The following is a 16,021-nucleotide window of genomic DNA, read 5'->3' as shown; positions in this document are numbered from 1 at the left end:
ACTCTAGCGGATATATTCTTTCAAGATGCTGTTCCGGTTGGGATGGCGCAACTTCCGCAGAGCTTTAGCCTCGATTTGGCGAATCCGCTCACGAGTGACGTTAAAGATTTGACCAATTTCCTCCAAGGTCTTCATCCGTCCGTCATCTAAGCCGTAACGCAGCCGCAGTACATCCCGTTCGCGGGGGCTGAGAGTATCCAAAACGCTTTCCAAGTCTTCCCTGAGCAGGTTTTTCGAGACTTGATCTTCTGGCGTTTCCCCGTCAGATTCAATAAAGTCTCCCAGACGTGAGTCTTCCTCTTTGCCGATCGGAGTTTCTAGAGAGATTGGCAACTGTGCGGACTTAGCAATGAACCGCAACTTCTCGATCGTCATTTCCATGCGGGTAGCAATTTCTTCTTCCGTAGGCTTGCGACCCATTTCCTGAGACAGGAGTTTGGTAGTTTTCTTGATCCGCGAAATGGTTTCGTAAAGGTGAACAGGTAGGCGGATAGTGCGCGATTGGTCGGCGATTGCCCGGGTGATGGCTTGACGTATCCACCAAGTTGCGTAGGTAGAAAACTTGTAGCCTTTTTCGTGATCGAATTTTTCAGCGGCCCGGATCAGACCCAAAGAGCCTTCCTGAATCAAATCTTGGAAAGACAAACCGCGATTCATGTATTTTTTGGCGATCGACACCACCAAACGCAGGTTTGATTGCACCATTTTTTCCTTAGCCCGACGGCCGACGTGGAGTCGGTGACGGAATGCAGGAAGTGCCATATCTACAGCATTCGCCCATTCGCTGTCTTTGGGTTCGCGGTTATACTCTTCGAGCAGTTGTTCTCGAACTCGCTCTAATTCCAGCAAATCTGCAATCTTGCGCGCTAGTTCAATCTCTTCGTCAGCTCGCAGCAGTCGAATCCGACCGATTTCTTGCAGGTAAAGACGAATAGAGTCTTCAGTATAATGCTTTTTCTTTGCCTGTGCCCGACGGCGGGCTTTGGCGCCTTTGCCAGCTTTAGTGTCGTCCTCAGATTGAGAGTCTAAGAATTCTTCTCGATCGTCTTCTTCGTCGATAAAGAGTTCCAACTCGCTCTCAGGTAGAACGCTTTCGGCGCCCCGAAGCAACTCGAGTGTTTCCATTTCCGGTGTAATTGTGGTTGCGAGTACGGTGTTAGCCTGGATCATGCCGTCTTCCTCATGCTCCTGAATTAAAGAATAAATAACAGTGGAATAGTGTCTGTTTGTAGTTTAGACAAGTTAGCCAGTATTGACATTCCCGCAGGAAAAAATAGTGGGATTTTCGGTCTGCTAGCTGAATCTGTTACCGAAACTGCACCTGTTTTATGAGTCACGGTTCGAGTTCTGGTTTGAAGCAGGCAGCGCATTCAATCGATCGCAAATTTTAACATCGCGACCTTGAATTGAGCTAGCGGCTTTTTCTTTCGGAACGAGTTACCACATCACCTGCGATACCTTGCCCACAGAAGCAAACCATGAAGTGCGATCGATCGCACTTCCAAAAATACTGGCTTTTTTACTCGGTACTTCGAGCTTTTACCCGTACAAGTTTTCCCGCACGGAACCCTCTAACTTTTGTATTGGAGGTATCGAACTTTTGATTCGCCTTGCTTTCACTCTGGTTGTCAGACATGACAGTTGCACGGCAAATTTTCGCCACCTTGGATGTCGGTCTGCTGCCTCAAATGCAACAGCAGAGGGTTGAAGCACCAAAAGGGGAGAATCGGATCTTGCCAAGACCTTCCCGATTGTAGCCTTTCTCACAAAAAATGGAAGTTGTTTTCCATTGTTTGTCAAGAACTAGGAAAACTCTGTCAGCTTAGCTTGACAATACTAACTCATGTCCAGCTCTGCTAAATCCTGAGAACGGCCCGCAAAAACTTTGGCACGATCGAACGGCGCTGTTTTCTGCGTATATCTGGGTGAACGGCTGCGGCGTAGTTGGCCAGACAGTTAGCAGACAATTTTTGAGTTGCCCAAATTGGAACCAATACAATCCGTGTAGATACACCCATCATTACCCTGTTTCCCTGAATTGAATCATACGCAATCTGCGATTGAATAAAGCTCGTAGCTTTAGTTTTAAGCCGGCCACTCTGGATTAGAGACCGACTCTGACCCCCTATGAAGCGTTGCGGGTTGAGTAGTGCAACAGGGGCTTTCATTGTTAAGTTAGCTCAAATCTCAGAAATTGGCTTTAATTTTGACGTTAAATCACATTAAGTTCTTAACGTCACATTCTTATTTAAGCAGTTCGACTCGAGTTTGTCCCGTCAGTGGCAAAAACCACCAGGATAAATTCTACTGAGAGTTAACCCGCCGCGCAACTCTCGGCTGTGGACTTCTCTAAAATTTTTGGCTTTCGGTTCGCACTTACGCGATCGCACTGTCTCACAAACAATACAATTCGACATCTCCCGGAAGTATAACTTCACGATTCCTTTAAATATATCGTGACAGTGTGAAGATTCCATAAACCCCTTTAATTAAATTTAGATAGCATTCCAGAATTGTCTTGATAATTTCAAGCAGACGCAAAAAAATCCCCAGCGGACGTTGATGCAACTACCAGCAGATAATAACTCCGCCAGGGAAGAAAAATTTACCCAGTTAGCGATGTGCTTGCTATTGTGAGAGAATGCCTAAACCGCAGGATGCGCTTAAAGATGTGGAGGGGTAGGACGCTGGTGCGATGCTCAAAATTTTGTTATTATTTACAGCGTGTCATCAGAAAGCGCTGATCTAGGTTTGATCTCTAAATCATTCCTGGCTCCTAGCTCAGCAATGACGAGAGCGAAAATTGTCTATAAAGTTGATTATACCTGCTTACTATTGATGATTTCTAATAAACCTTGATAAAAGACTTTGAAGCTTTTAGAGAGATTTGATTCAGGATTCATATATTTAGAAATTTCGCTAGAGGCTTTATATTTTTCTAGTCCTCCCTGATGGTATCCAGCGTTCCGTAATACTCTTTCTAAAGCCTCCCAGGTGCCTCCTTTGATAGCATCAGGCTCTCGATATTTTTTTTGAGTAGCTAAATTGGGAGAGACTTTAGGGTAAGCTTGGCGAATTGCTTCAACATCGCCGAAAAACCACGCTTCTAATTCTTCAACTACAATTCGATTTAAGACTTGGAATGATTTATCTTTTTGACAGGAAGATTTAGTGATAAATCCCGATGATATTGCTATTATTTCTAGGTGTTGTTTTAATTTTATACAATCTTCTCGATCTTCATCTATTAAAATAACAATTTTCCAATCAGGCGGAAGCCATGCTTGATAACCTTTCAAACGGTTAGGCAATTTAGCCAGTAAATCGGTTTTCCCTCGAAAAGCATGAATTTTATAGGTAACAGTCGATGGCAATATTTTGGGTAAAATCTGGGTTAAAGCTGATTCTAGTGATGCTTCTTCCACTAAAAACTCAAGATGCAAAATCCTCACCTACTCTTAATTTTAAAGTTAAAATCATTGCGGTGCACCCGCATTTTTAAGCGGATTTCCCACCTCAAAGAAATCTTCCATCCACAGCGAACCCAGTAAGGCACCGTGTTCCATAAATTGTTTTACTCCCTGCATATCTGCGGTTCTTTTTGCTTGAGTAAAACCTTTCTCATCTCGATATAATACCCATAATTCCTCTGGCTTCAAACTATCCACAAAAAAGGGAGAATGCGTTGTCACCATTAATTGAGTATTCGCAGAAGCAGAACGACATTCTTCTGCAAGCTGAGGTAATAATCTCGGATGTAAATGATTTTCTGGTTCTTCTATCCCCACTAACTGCGGGGGATTTGGGTCAAATAATACTATCAAATAAGCTAAGAGCTTTAAGGTACCATCGGAGGCAAATTTTGCCAGAATTGGATGAGAAAAAGGAGCATCTTTAATTTCCAACAAAAGTCTGCCATCCTGCATGATTGATGCTTCGACTTTTTCGAGGCGTGGAATACGAACGGAAAGGGTTTTTAATATTTCTTCTAACCGTTGGGGATGTTGTTCCTTGAGGTATTGGATAACATTTGGTAAATTATCCCCCGTGGCGGACAATCTTTCCTGTGCACCTGCTTCGGTAAGGCTGCGGGTATGATCTGCGGTTAAATATGATAAATACCAGCCTGTAATAAAACGTCTTAATGCACTAACACGGGGATGTTTGGCAAATTGTCCTAATGTATTTACTGCTAAAAATTCAGATGATTCTAGTTTTTCGGTTATCCTTTCACCTTCTTCATCAGGACTTTCACCACTAATGACTTGTCCTTCCCCTTTTTTGAAGTCTAAAAAACGAAAGGGTTTTCCTTTTCCCGATTGTCCGCGTCGCCAATGCAACCATTCTTCAGCAATGAAGGGACGATTATTTTCTTCATCTATAGCGAGATGATAGGTAATTAAAGGCGATGCGGATGTCTCTCGATATTTTAATTCAATGATAATGCAGCCTTCGCTGTCTCTGGTGCGTAATTCTCGAAATCTGCCCCGTCTATCCCAGGCTTTTCTTAGGCTTTCGGTAAAACATTCGGATAGGAAAGCGAAAACATCGAAAATAGTTGACTTTCCGCTACCGTTTGGGCCTAAGAAGACTGTTAAGGGGGTGAGATTTTTGAGTTCGAGATTGTTCAAAGCACGGTAATTTTGGACTTTGAGATATTCAATACGGGGAATATTTTTCATCATTTCACCTCCTCAATTATAATCTGGGTTTTTTTCCTCCTAATTTCTCCTTTAACGAACCGCGAAGACGCGTTAGGCGAAGCCGCGCGTAAGCGCTAGGGCGCGAAGGAAGAAAAGAGAAGAAGAAAAAACTCAAGTCCTGACTGTGAACTTAATTTAAGCGCGAGACTGATTACTGCTGATTCCGCAGGCGAGGGTTGACAAATTCGTTTAATCCTTCCCCCACCAAAGATAGTCCCACTACCATTAAAGTCATCGCCAAACCGGGAAACAAAGCCGTCCACCAAATGCCAGTAGGTAGCGCATCTAAAGCTAAACGCAAGTCGTGTCCCCATTCGGGAGTTGCTTCGGGAAGCCCTAATCCGAGAAATCCCAAACCTCCTAATGTTAAAATTGCATCGGCCGCGTTGAGCGCAAACAGCACAGGTACGCTCTGAATCACATTCAGAAACAGGTAGCGCGAAAGCACTGTCCAAGTATCGGCACCCATTGCTCGCGCCGCTTCGACAAACAATTCGGTTTTGACGCTGACGGTGTGATTCCTGACGACGCGGTAGTATTGAGGGATGTAGGAAATGCTCAGGGCGATCGCAGCATTCAAAACTCCTTTTCCCACTACAAATGCTAGCGTCAGAGAAAGTAGCAGCCCCGGCAAAGTATAAATTGTATCCATTAAAAATAACAACACTCGATCGAGCTTACCGCCCAAATAACCGCTAACCAAACCCAGCGGCACACCGATAAACAAACTCAAAGCAGTGGCTAAAATTACCACTTGCCAAGCCGCGCGAGAAGCAAACAGCGTGCGGGAAAACACATCGTAGCCACTGCGGCTAGTACCAAACCAATAATTCGCCGACGGCGGTTCGTGGATGGGGTTAATCAAAGCCTCGGTAGGATTTTGCAGCCATCCCCAAGCTTGCATAGCTGGAGACAAGGTTGCTACCAATATAAACACGGCAGTTATTGTCAAACCTGCCCACATCATTTTCATGGACAGGCTTGACGGTGAGGCACTGTTGAGAAATCGCGGCAGTCGGAGGCGGCTTTGAGCCATAATGACGATCGACCTATATAAGACTTTTCGATTTTAGTAGCACTCAGGCGAAAAAACCCGGAACGGTCAAAAATCCTCTTTCTCATTCGCCAAACACTCGTGACAAACCGGGTTTTTTCGCGCGATGGGGCTACAAAAAAATCGGTTTCTCCCCTGCACGAGACTGGCGCGCAGGGGAGAAACCGGGTTTTTGGCAGGTGGGACACAAGTTGAGTTTAGGAAAAATCTCTCTTGGCACACCTCCAATCTAAAATCGATCGAATTCCTACAAATTACTGGCAATTAACTCGCGGTACTGGCTTTTCGGCTTAACTCCCTTGAGCTCAGCTACCAAATCTTTGTCTTTGAAATACTGAATCGTCGGCGTACCAATCACGCCAGCATTTTCAGCAATTTCAGGATCTTCTTCGATGTCAATTTCCACGTAGTGGATTTTGCCATCGAACTCATCTACTACTTTGCTCAAAATCGGCTTGAGGCTGTGGCAAGGCCCACAACTCGGAGAGGCATATTTGACCACAATCAGTCGATCGCTATCGTGGAACAACTTCCGCAAAGCATAACCTCCTTCGTGGCGCGTGTCGTTGATATCAAAGTTCTCGCTGGTTTTGCGTACTTTTTGAGTTTCCGGCGCTGCTGTGGGTTGCTCGGATTCCTCGGTTTGATGGAATTCCTGCGTTAAACCGTTAACTGACAGCCAACGTTCTGCCAGCATCGCACCCATACAACCGCTGCCGGCCGCGGTGATTGCTTGGCGAAACTCGTGGTCTTGTACGTCGCCGACGGCGTAAACTCCCTCGACGCTGGTTTCTACCGAACCGTGTTTGGTGGCGATATAGCCTACTTCGTCGAGTTCTAGCTGACCTTGGAACAGTTGAGTGTTGGGAGTGTGACCGATCGCGTAAAACAATCCTTTCACCAGCAAATCGCTTTCGGCGCCGGTCTGGATATTTCTAATTCTCACCCCGTCCATTTTCCCGCCCGCTTCGCCCAAAATATCCACTGCTTCAGTGTTCCAGTGCACGGTAATTTTTGGATTGCTCAGCACTCGGTCTTGCATGGCTTTGCTGGCGCGCATTTGATCGCGCCGCACCAGCATATGTACGTGAGAGCCGTATTTTGTCAAATAAATAGATTCTTCCGCTGCGGTGTCGCCCGCGCCGATTACAGCTAAGTCTACTCCTTTAAAAATTGGGGTAGCGCCGTCGCAAATCGCACAGGCCGAAATGCCGTGACTCCAAAATACGTGTTCGCTAGGCAGCCCCAGCCTTTTCGCCGTCGCGCCTGTAGCGATTACTATGGTGTGGGTTTTGATTTCTCTGTCTTCCGATCGCACTGTAAACGGACGCTTCGTCAAATCTACGTAAGTTACATCTTCTGTGTATAATTCTGCACCCCAGCGCGCTGCTTGAGCTTTCATCCGATCCATCAGTTGCGGCCCGGTGATGCCTTCGGGAAAGCCAGGGAAGTTTTCGACTTCTGTGGTGGTCATCAGTTGACCGCCGGGGACGCCTCCCATTTGGTAGCCTTCAAAGACTACGGGTTTCAGGTTTGCTCTCCCGGCGTAGATTGCTGCTGTGTAGCCTGCTGGGCCTGAGCCGATAATTACTAGGTTTTCTACGGTTTCGTTGGTCATAGCTATTTAATTAAACTCATAACGACTTCGTTTTACTAATTCTAGCAGAGTTCGATCGAGTTTGGTTGGATGCCATTGTGCGATCGACCACCTGTATCTATATCTTGAGGGTCGATCGGTCTTTGGGGCAATTCCAGCTACTTTAATAAGCAAAAACAATCTAAAAGTCGATTTAGTTTTAAATGTTCGATCTATTTTAAGGGCTGAAATCTTAAGAAAATCTAAAGACGACCAAAATTATTGACTTCATTCTCAATTATTTTACCTATTTACTTGCTTTGAGGCTTGTGGTACGATTTTCACAATCCAGGGGCATTATGACTAATTTTAGTTTTTGACGCTGAAAGCTTTTAAAATGGTAAAATTAACGAATTCGCAAATGTAATAAGTACAATTTTTTATGCAAAATCCGCATTTGATGGTTTAAGAATTGTAACGCAGATTTTGCCATTTTTGACAAAATACAGTATTTGTGGTATGCAAGGTGCAAGGGGGGGAAATTAGAAGGAAATTTTTAACCGCTTTGGAAGCACAGGCGGGACGCCCGTGCCACGATAAAATAGAATTTTCTATTTGTGTCTGAATGGATAAAATCAAGATATTGTTTGTGTGCAGTCAGAATAAGTGGAGAAGTTTGACTGCTGAGAAGATATGCGAGAATCTTAGCGGCTACAGCGTGCGATCGGCGGGAACGGAAAAAGGTGCAAGAATTAGAGTAACTGAGGGTTTGCTGGGCTGGGCAGATTGGATATTTGTGATGGAGAAGAAGCATGGCGATCGACTTCGCAGCAAATTTCCCGAAAGTCTCGAAGGCAAGAAAGTTATTTGCCTGCAAATCCCGGACAATTACGAATATATGGAACCGGAGTTAGTCGAGCTTTTGCAGGCAAAACTGAACCCCTATATGGAAATGCCAGATAACGAGATAAATTTTATGCAGCGAGTTTTGGAACCGGAAGTGATGGATTCCTTGGAAGAGGCGATCGAATACGATTCGATGGACTTTACTGAGGTTAATGCTGCTTTTGCTCAGAGTGCTGCGGCGTTGGGGCCGGTTTTTGGAAACGTTTTGGATGCGGGCACGGGTACGGCGAGAATTCCGATCGCACTTTGTCAACTCCGGCCAGCATGGAAATTGACTTGCATTGATTTGTCGGCAAATATGCTGAAAGTTGGGGCCCAAAATGTGGAAAAGGCCGGCGTGCGATCGCAAATCAATCTAGAATTAATCGATGCTAAAGCCATGCCGTATCCAGACAACTATTTTGACATGGTGATTTCCAACAGCATTATCCACCATTTGCCCGATCCGCTGCCGTTTTTGCAGGAAGTCAAGCGGGTGTTGAAGCCGCAGGGAGCAATTTTTTTGCGGGATTTGCTGCGGCCGGAAAAAGCGGAAATCAGGGATAATTTAGTCAATCTGTATGCGGGAGATTGCAACGCGCATCAGAAACAGTTATTCAGCGATTCGTTGCAAGCAGCATTTACGCTGGATGAAGTTGAGGAGATGATCCAAAATGCCGGGTTGGATGGGTTGAGGATTTATGAATCTTCAGACAGACACTGGACGGCAGAACGTGCTTGGTGCGAGTCTTTGTAGGCACGGGGCGATCGTCCGATCAAATTTTCTACGCAGTATTGCACACCTTCAGGCTAAATACTTGTCCAAATCCGACCAACTGCGGAACCTATCCACGACGCTTCTATTGTCAATTGGGAAGCAGGCAAACAATAATTTAGGAATTCAGACGCTGTTGGTAAGGCATAATCGATTCATGCTCCTTTCTAAAATTGTCTAATCAATTTATTGTTTAGTCAAGATGCTTAAGCATCTTATATAAAAAATGTGCGATCGAGGATATGCCGAAAAAGCCCGTTCCGCGACCTGAAAATGAAGAGTCGCATTTGAAGAAGCTCAGGGAAGAACTGGAGATGAGTCAGGAAGATTTGGCGCGAGAGCTTGGCGTTTCGTCGCAAACCATCAGTCGTTGGGAGTTGGGGAAGAATGTACCCACGTTCACGGTCAAGCAGATGAAAGCTTTGGAGAAATTGCTGGCTAGCATCGGCAGGTCGATCGGCGATTTGCCAGACAATCTGTGATCGAAACCATTAAACAAGCCCACGGATAAATCCGTGGATCGCTTTTTCCAATCTAAAATCTAAAATCTAAAATCTAAAATTACTCGATCGCGCCCTAGGTCTTTAGCATGATAAAGCGCGCGGTCTGCCGCTGCAAGTAGGTTTTCCTGAGAAGTTTCGGGCTGAGGAAACGTGCTCGCTACCCCCAAACTCAGCGTCACGAAAGAACACACCGCTGAATTAATGTGTTCGATTTCTAGTTCTTTTACCCAAACTCGAATTTGCTCTGCAATCCAAACAGCTATTTCAGACGAAGTGCGGGGTAAAACTACCGCAAATTCTTCACCTCCGTAACGAGCCACCAGAGTCTCCCCGGAAACTGCGCCTGCGGAGTAATGTACAGCCTCAACAATAGTTTTGGCTACCTGCTGCAAGCAAGCATCTCCCGCCTGATGTCCGTAAGTATCGTTGTATATCTTAAAAAAGTCAACATCGCATAAAATCAAAGATATTTCTGCCGCAGATTCTCCCAATTCTTGCCATTCTTTTTGTAAGTATTCGTTAAAACAGTGGCGGTTGGCAATCTGAGTTAAGCCATCTAAGTTAGCAAGGCGATACAATTCTGAATTAGCTGCTTTTAATTGAGAATTAGCTGCTTCTAACTCGGATTGTGTGACTGATAAATTGTAATAAAGTTCGCTCATAGACCAAGTAGCTTCTTGGTGAATTTGGGATAAAGCTACCCAGAGTTGATGCACGTCTAAAAGTCGGTAAACTTGAGGTTCTAACTGCACCACAATCGGCTCGTAAAGTAGTTCCGGCGGTCGCTGCACGGAGCGCTGAGCTGCCATGACAATTAAGGCTACTCCTGGTAAAATCAAACTATCGGTTTGAGCTATTTGATACAAGGCTATAATCGGTCTGCAAGCAAATATATCTACTCCGTAAGGGCGGCTCATGCGTTCCATAAATCGCCGACGCGATATCATCCCTAAAAATTCTCCATTTACGGTTAAGATAACTCCCGGAAGCAGCGGGTGAGATTGAAAAAACCGGGCTACTTCTTTGGCTAGATATGAGGAGTCAACCTGAAAATTGAATAGAGCCAGATCCTTAAGAGTAGACTCTAAAGATAAATTTTTGGGTGAGTTTTCTGGCGAGTTGGACGGCTCAATAAATTCAACAGACACAGCACAGATCCGAATAAATAAATAATAAAGAAGCAACAAAGCTAGTGTCAGATATTAACTTATACTAACATTTATTTATGAACAGTCACTGTATTCTTGACTACACTGTTTATATCAAGGGATAAGCGGCTGCGTTAGCTTCTGCCTTGCCTGCATTGCATTACATTGATTCATCCTCACTCAATTAGAAAGCTATTGAATTAATTATTATTCATTTTTTTACTGTTGGCTTTTTGCGTCGTAAGAAAAAGATTTCAGAGCCATTCCTTAACTCATTCAAGGCGCTCACACACTCAAGAAACCTGGTTTTTATTTAAACCTGGGTCAAAGCTGTAACGATGTTTAAATAAAAAGACGTGGTTTCTGTCGCTGTTCTCAACTCAAAACTGAAAACTCAAAACTGAAAACTCAAAACTCCCTCACCACCCCCAAGTTCCTGGCCCTCCCTTAAACGGGCCGACAATATCTTTGGTAATCCAGCCGCCGTAAAAATCCCCTGGTTGAGATTGCACTAATTCCCCGTCCACATAACAGGCATCCATCTTGCTCGGATAAAAAGCCACATAATCTTTAATAGCTGCAAAAACCTGATTAGGATTGGGATAAAACCAAGCAGCATTTACTACTTCTTTCGACTCTACCGTCACAGTGTAATAACCGGCTTGTCCCTTCCACTCGCACCAAGAACCTCGTAAAGTTTTGTGCAAATATTCCATTTTGATGTCATCGGGGCAGATATAGTAGGCAGGAGGGTGGCTTGTCTCCAATACCCTCTGAGGACGGCGCGTGTCGGCGATCGTCACTCCATTAAAAATTATCTGTACGTGTTTGGTCGATTCCTCAAGCCGAGGGGGACGTGGGTAATCCCAAACAGACTCTTGACCAGGGCCGGGCTCTATTCGATCGAAGTTCATTTGCACTATCTCCCCTGCAAAAAAAACAATTAGCGACTTAGCATTACAATTTAATGTACCCTTAATCGAGTCGCTGCTTCAGAGCAAACCAGCTTTTCTCAACTCTTCGTCATATGAGTATTCGCGGTATAGATGTTTCCGACTACCAGCCCAATGTCAATTGGCCAGCAGTTGCCAGGGATGGTATTACCTTCAGTTTTGTCAAATCGACCGAGGGTGCAACGTTCGTTGCCCAAACTTTCGCCCGCAATTGGGCGGCCATGAAAGCTGCGGGGATTCAACGCGGCGCTTACCACTTTTTTCGACCGGCAAGCAGCATTCAAGGACAAATAGATTTGTTCTTGAAAACTGTAAAACTCGAACCGGGGGATTTGCCGCCAGTCTTGGATGTGGAAACTACAGGCGGTTTGAGTGCGGATCAATTGTGCGATCGAGCCGCAATTTGGTTAGAAGCAGTCGAAAAAGCCACGTTGATGCGGCCGATTATCTACACCTACCCCGGTTTCTGGGACAACCTGGGGACAAAACGGTTTGCCGATTACCCACTGTGGATTGCTCACTATACCACTGCTGAGAAACCTTGGGTGCCCGGCGGCTGGAAAACTTGGACTTTTTGGCAGTACAGCGACAGCGGCAGTGTCTCCGGCGTATCGGGCAATGTAGACACCAATATTTATGAAAGCGTCCGAGAAGGCGCCCAAAGTTATAAAGTTGCAGACATCCAAAGGGAATTAAGAATTAAAGGTTTCTATCAAGGCGCGATGGACGCTAAATTTGGAGCTACCACCACAGCGGCGCTCATCTCGTTTCAGAAATCTCAAGGTCTCAATCCAGACGGCATTGCCAGCCTCAAAACCTGGGCCGCTTTGATGCGAAAATCTCCCAAAGTAATTGTCCCTCCTCCAGCGCCGACACCCGTCCCGCAGCCGACTCCAACTCCAACTCCCACTCCCATCTCAGACGTGCGGCTGACTCAGGTATTCTCGTCTTATCAAGCTAAGGCTAGCCAAGATACAGCCTTAATTTGGCTGCAAAGTCAAGTTTCTACCTCTGTTTTAGGGGAATTTGCTCAAAAATGGCGGGCGACTACCTTACCTCAAGATAGTAATTTGCGATTGATAGATGTGGGCAAATTTTATCGCGGTTTGGCACAACAAGACCAAGCTTTAGATTGGCTGCAAAAACAACTTTCTCCGGCTATTATTAACGAGTTTGCACAAAAATGGCGAGCTCAATCAACTGTCACTAATTCTCCGATTCGGCTGATAGATGCGTGCAAATTTTATCGGGCAGCACCCCAGCAAAACCAGGCTTTAGATTGGCTGGAAGGGCGAATTTCGCAGGCCATTCTATCGGAGTTTTTTCGCAGGTGGCAGAATGCCAGTCGATTATAGATTGTAGATTGAGTCTAAAGATGAATCTTGCGATTTTAGATTTTATATCATGTCGGATCGAGTGACCGCGATTAAAAGGGCGGGTTTTTGAGATGGTCAATTATTGGCCGGTATTGTTGGTGAACCCGCCCCTACCGTATTAGGGGTAATCGACCGGACATAATATTAGATGGGAACTCTACTCTAAAGATGAGTCTGAGGGCGATCGATTAGATTTTAGATTTTAAATTTTAGATTTTAGATTGACTCTACAGATGAATCTTGGGATTTCAGAGTTTTTTAGATGGAAACTCTACTCTAAAGATGAGTCTGGGGGCGATCGATTTGAGATGTGAGCTTTTTGATTGGAGATTGACCGAAAGCATCCAGGATACAAGCCCCCGGATTCATCCGTCCAGAAATAAAAAACCTGTATCCGATAAAGGCGCCCCCCAATTTATCCGTGGGGTCAATGCTTCAATTCTTTAATCTAAAATCTAAAATCTAAAATCTAAAATCGATTGACTCCCCATCAAAATTCGTCAAATCCTCTCCCTCTGTGCCCGCATCCCCATCGGACTCTGGAAAATAACAGACAATCTCTGGCTTAGCTACAGCTTACTCGCATCTTTGACGCCAAGAGAATTATCTGATAAAGTTATAGCGACTATCAAGGTTTTTTAATCTTATTGGGAAAAATCCAGGGCCGTGCCGAGTTTGTAAGCTGCGCCGAAAATAGCGCCTGCACTCAAATTACCCGCGATCGAACATTTAAAACTGAGCGGGCAGCCTGTAACAATTATATCTATGGAAATCCCCTTTAACATCACCCAGTTGATGGTCATGACCGTCATCTGTGGCATCAGCGCTCAAGTTATCGCCGCTTATCTGAAAGTTCCGGCGATCGTCTTTTTGCTGTTTTTTGGCATTTTAGCCGGCCCAGACTGCTTGGGAGTGCTGCACCCCAATCTGCTGGGAAGCGGTTTGGAAGTTATGGTATCGCTTTGCGTAGCTTTAATTCTGTTTGAAGGCGGCTTGAATTTGGAATTGCGAGATTTAGGCAAACTTTCCGGCAGCATCCGCAATTTAGTTACCGTAGGCACTTTAATTACGCTCATAGGCGGCGGAATGGCCGCACACTGGTTGGGGGAATTTCCCTGGCCGATCGCATTTTTGTATGCTTCTCTAGTAGTCGTCACAGGCCCGACAGTAATCGGCCCTTTGCTCAAACAAGTATCCGTTGACAAACAAGTTGCCGCCTTGCTAGAAGCAGAAGGCGTTTTAATCGATCCAGTCGGGGCAATTCTGGCAGTATTGGTGCTGAATATTATTTTAAACGGCAATGCTGATTTGGTGGTTTTGTTCCGAGATTTAATCGTGCGACTCTTCGTTGGCGCACTCGTCGGAGTTGCGGGAGGTTGGTTGCTGGGATTCATCCTCAAGCGATCGCAATTTCTCTCAGAAGACCTCAAAAACTTAGTAGTATTAGCTGGTTTGTGGGGATTTTTCGGCTTAGCAGAAGAAATCCGCAGCGAATCGGGACTGATGGCAACAGTGGTATCCGGCATCGTCCTCAGAGCCGCTGCTGTGCCAGAAGAAAGGCTGCTGAGGAGGTTTAAAGGTCAACTCACAGTCCTGGCTATTTCCATGCTGTTCGTGCTGCTGGCGGCCGATTTATCCCTCGCTAGTGTGGTCGCCCTCGGTTGGGGAAGTTTGTTTACAGTTTTAGCTTTAATGTGGGTAGTGCGACCGATCAACGTTTGGGTGTGTACTTGGAACAGCGGACTGAATTGGCGGCAGAAATTATTTGTTTGTTGGGTAGCGCCGAGGGGAATTGTCTCAGCGTCGATCGCATCTTTATTTGCAATTTTGCTCACCCAGCGGGGAATCAACGGCGGCGACTCGATTAAAGCCTTAGTTTTCCTAACAATTATTATGACAGTTTTCGTCCAGGGACTAACTGCCGGACGGATGGCTCAACTTTTGGGCGTCACCTCAAAATCTGCAACCGGTGCTGCAATTGTGGGGTCAAATCCTTTGAGCAGATTAATTGCTCGCTTGTTTCAAGAACGCGGAGAATCGGTGGCAATTATCGACACGAACCCGGAAGCTTGTGCACAAGCAGAACGAGAAGGTTTGCGGGTGTTTTTGAGCAGTGCTCTGGATCACAGCGTGTTAGAAGAAGCCGGACTGGATTCGATGGGAACTTTTTTGGCAATGACTAACAACGGTGAGGTAAACTTAGTGTTAGCTCAGCGAGCAGCCGAAGAGTTTGCACCGCCGAGAGTTTTGGCAATATTTCCCAAAGATCCGCAAGCAAATACACCTGTAAATCAGAGTAAAATCAATCAAGCCTTTGTCTCAGATTTGTCGCTGAAGGATTGGAACGAATATTTGATCGACGGCGAAGTGAAATTGGGGGAAACTGAGTTAAAAACAGAGGGATTGCAGTTTCAGATTGCTCACTTACAAGCTTTAGTTAAAGCCGGGGAGTTGGCGCCGTTGCTGGTGGAAAGGCAGGGGTACTTGCAAGTAGTGTCGGCGACCCAGATTTGGCAAGCGGGCGATCGAATTATTTATTTGCTGTGCGATCGCAAACCGCAATTATTGAAAAGGTTGTCTGGTTCGTCGCAGTCTCGCTTGACTTTGGAAAAGCATCCGGTAGTTGAGAAAGTGCCGATTCCTTCTCCGGTTTTAGAGGAGGTTTTGGAGTCAGCAAAAATAGTTCCAGAGGATGAAATTTTGCAGCCGCCTGTTTCGCGATAAGGGTTTGTATCCCGATCGTACTCTGTAATCTGCTTGTCGCGATCGTCCTTACTCTGCCTCCCCAATTAAAGTAAATGCTGCCCAATTTCGCGGCTCTTGATGAGTTTTCATCGTGGCTAACATTGCTTGCCGCAATGCCTGTGCTTTGTCGGGATTATTTTGCAAGTTTTGATAAAACGACTGCATCAATTCCGATGTCGGCGCATCGGGAACCGCCCATAAAGAAACAATCACACTCGGTACTCCTGCCGAAATCAAAGCGCGCGACAAGCCAATCACCCCATCCCCGGTAATCCTGCCTTCTCCAGTGTTGCAAGCACTCAA

14 protein-coding genes are annotated in these 16,021 nt (G+C 45.5%); 4 read left to right on the top strand and 10 right to left on the bottom strand.

Annotated elements, in window-relative coordinates:
• Nucleotides 1-3 precede the first annotated feature (3 nt).
• From rpoD to trxB, 7 genes are all read right to left on the bottom strand, one after another.
• Nucleotides 4-1,170: an RNA polymerase sigma factor RpoD gene (gene rpoD, locus QUB26_RS13600; RefSeq protein ID WP_333054809.1), complete on the bottom strand. Its 1,167-nt coding sequence runs from the start codon at nt 1,168-1,170 to the stop codon at nt 4-6.
• Nucleotides 1,171-1,856: 686 nt separating this feature from the next.
• The gene (locus tag QUB26_RS13595; RefSeq protein WP_223300711.1) at nt 1,857-2,021 is read right to left on the bottom strand and encodes a hypothetical protein; all 165 of its coding nucleotides are present in this window, start codon (nt 2,019-2,021) and stop codon (nt 1,857-1,859) included.
• Between the two features lie 255 nt (nt 2,022-2,276).
• Nucleotides 2,277-2,477 carry a hypothetical protein gene (locus QUB26_RS13590; protein ID WP_333244525.1) on the bottom strand — a complete coding sequence of 67 codons (201 nt, stop codon included), beginning with the start codon at nt 2,475-2,477 and terminating at the stop codon, nt 2,277-2,279.
• A gap of 342 nt (nt 2,478-2,819) precedes the next feature.
• The gene (locus QUB26_RS13585; protein WP_333238060.1) at nt 2,820-3,425 is read right to left on the bottom strand and encodes a DUF4276 family protein; all 606 of its coding nucleotides are present in this window, start codon (nt 3,423-3,425) and stop codon (nt 2,820-2,822) included.
• Between the two features lie 51 nt (nt 3,426-3,476).
• Nucleotides 3,477-4,685, bottom strand: coding sequence for an AAA family ATPase (locus tag QUB26_RS13580; RefSeq protein WP_333318416.1), 1,209 nt, complete (start codon nt 4,683-4,685; stop codon nt 3,477-3,479).
• Nucleotides 4,686-4,854: 169 nt separating this feature from the next.
• Nucleotides 4,855-5,739, bottom strand: a complete 885-nt coding sequence (locus tag QUB26_RS13575; RefSeq protein WP_333238056.1) for an ABC transporter permease — start codon at nt 5,737-5,739, stop codon at nt 4,855-4,857.
• Nucleotides 5,740-6,004: 265 nt separating this feature from the next.
• Nucleotides 6,005-7,375 carry a thioredoxin-disulfide reductase gene (trxB, locus tag QUB26_RS13570; protein WP_333238054.1) on the bottom strand — a complete coding sequence of 457 codons (1,371 nt, stop codon included), beginning with the start codon at nt 7,373-7,375 and terminating at the stop codon, nt 6,005-6,007.
• A 583-nt stretch (nt 7,376-7,958) separates the two neighbouring features.
• Between trxB and QUB26_RS13565 the strand changes: the two genes are divergently transcribed.
• On the top strand, nt 7,959-8,975 hold the full coding sequence (locus tag QUB26_RS13565; RefSeq protein ID WP_333238052.1) for a methyltransferase domain-containing protein: 1,017 nt from the start codon (nt 7,959-7,961) through the stop codon (nt 8,973-8,975).
• Between the two features lie 260 nt (nt 8,976-9,235).
• Nucleotides 9,236-9,475 (top strand): helix-turn-helix domain-containing protein, encoded by a 240-nt coding sequence (locus QUB26_RS13560; protein WP_190735342.1) that lies wholly within the window; start codon nt 9,236-9,238, stop codon nt 9,473-9,475.
• Between the two features lie 59 nt (nt 9,476-9,534).
• Here the strand turns inward: QUB26_RS13560 and QUB26_RS13555 are convergent, their stop codons facing one another.
• Together QUB26_RS13555 and QUB26_RS13550 are read right to left on the bottom strand one after the other, a co-directional pair.
• Entirely contained in the window at nt 9,535-10,644 is a 1,110-nt protein-coding gene (locus QUB26_RS13555) for a diguanylate cyclase domain-containing protein (RefSeq protein WP_333238049.1), read from the bottom strand.
• A 419-nt stretch (nt 10,645-11,063) separates the two neighbouring features.
• Nucleotides 11,064-11,558, bottom strand: coding sequence for a DUF427 domain-containing protein (locus QUB26_RS13550; RefSeq protein ID WP_333203908.1), 495 nt, complete (start codon nt 11,556-11,558; stop codon nt 11,064-11,066).
• A gap of 113 nt (nt 11,559-11,671) precedes the next feature.
• On the opposite strand from QUB26_RS13550, the gene QUB26_RS13545 reads away from it, so the two are divergent.
• The gene (locus QUB26_RS13545; protein ID WP_333318414.1) at nt 11,672-12,952 is read left to right on the top strand and encodes a GH25 family lysozyme; all 1,281 of its coding nucleotides are present in this window, start codon (nt 11,672-11,674) and stop codon (nt 12,950-12,952) included.
• A gap of 786 nt (nt 12,953-13,738) precedes the next feature.
• Nucleotides 13,739-15,697, top strand: coding sequence for a cation:proton antiporter domain-containing protein (locus QUB26_RS13540; RefSeq protein ID WP_333318412.1), 1,959 nt, complete (start codon nt 13,739-13,741; stop codon nt 15,695-15,697).
• Nucleotides 15,698-15,745: 48 nt separating this feature from the next.
• Here the strand turns inward: QUB26_RS13540 and QUB26_RS13535 are convergent.
• On the bottom strand, nt 15,746-16,021 hold a 276-nt coding region (locus QUB26_RS13535), incomplete at its 5' end, for a CHAT domain-containing protein (RefSeq protein ID WP_333318409.1).

Source organism: Microcoleus sp. B4-C1 (assembly GCF_036705285.1).
Lineage (GTDB): Bacteria > Cyanobacteriota > Cyanobacteriia > Cyanobacteriales > Microcoleaceae > Microcoleus.
Note: the sequence above shows the minus strand (reverse complement) of the source record. Positions and strands in the feature narration are given on the sequence as shown.

Coding starts and splice junctions, on each gene's coding strand:
- trxB (WP_333238054.1), bottom strand. CDS start 7,375: ATGACCAACGAAACCGTAGAAAACCTAGTAATTATCGGCTCAGGCCCA.
- QUB26_RS13550 (WP_333203908.1), bottom strand. CDS start 11,558: ATGAACTTCGATCGAATAGAGCCCGGCCCTGGTCAAGAGTCTGTTTGG.
- QUB26_RS13575 (WP_333238056.1), bottom strand. CDS start 5,739: ATGGCTCAAAGCCGCCTCCGACTGCCGCGATTTCTCAACAGTGCCTCA.
- QUB26_RS13545 (WP_333318414.1), top strand. CDS start 11,672: ATGAGTATTCGCGGTATAGATGTTTCCGACTACCAGCCCAATGTCAAT.
- rpoD (WP_333054809.1), bottom strand. CDS start 1,170: ATGATCCAGGCTAACACCGTACTCGCAACCACAATTACACCGGAAATG.
- QUB26_RS13595 (WP_223300711.1), bottom strand. CDS start 2,021: ATGATGGGTGTATCTACACGGATTGTATTGGTTCCAATTTGGGCAACT.
- QUB26_RS13540 (WP_333318412.1), top strand. CDS start 13,739: ATGGAAATCCCCTTTAACATCACCCAGTTGATGGTCATGACCGTCATC.
- QUB26_RS13560 (WP_190735342.1), top strand. CDS start 9,236: ATGCCGAAAAAGCCCGTTCCGCGACCTGAAAATGAAGAGTCGCATTTG.
- QUB26_RS13580 (WP_333318416.1), bottom strand. CDS start 4,685: ATGATGAAAAATATTCCCCGTATTGAATATCTCAAAGTCCAAAATTAC.
- QUB26_RS13590 (WP_333244525.1), bottom strand. CDS start 2,477: ATGGAATCTTCACACTGTCACGATATATTTAAAGGAATCGTGAAGTTA.
- QUB26_RS13565 (WP_333238052.1), top strand. CDS start 7,959: ATGGATAAAATCAAGATATTGTTTGTGTGCAGTCAGAATAAGTGGAGA.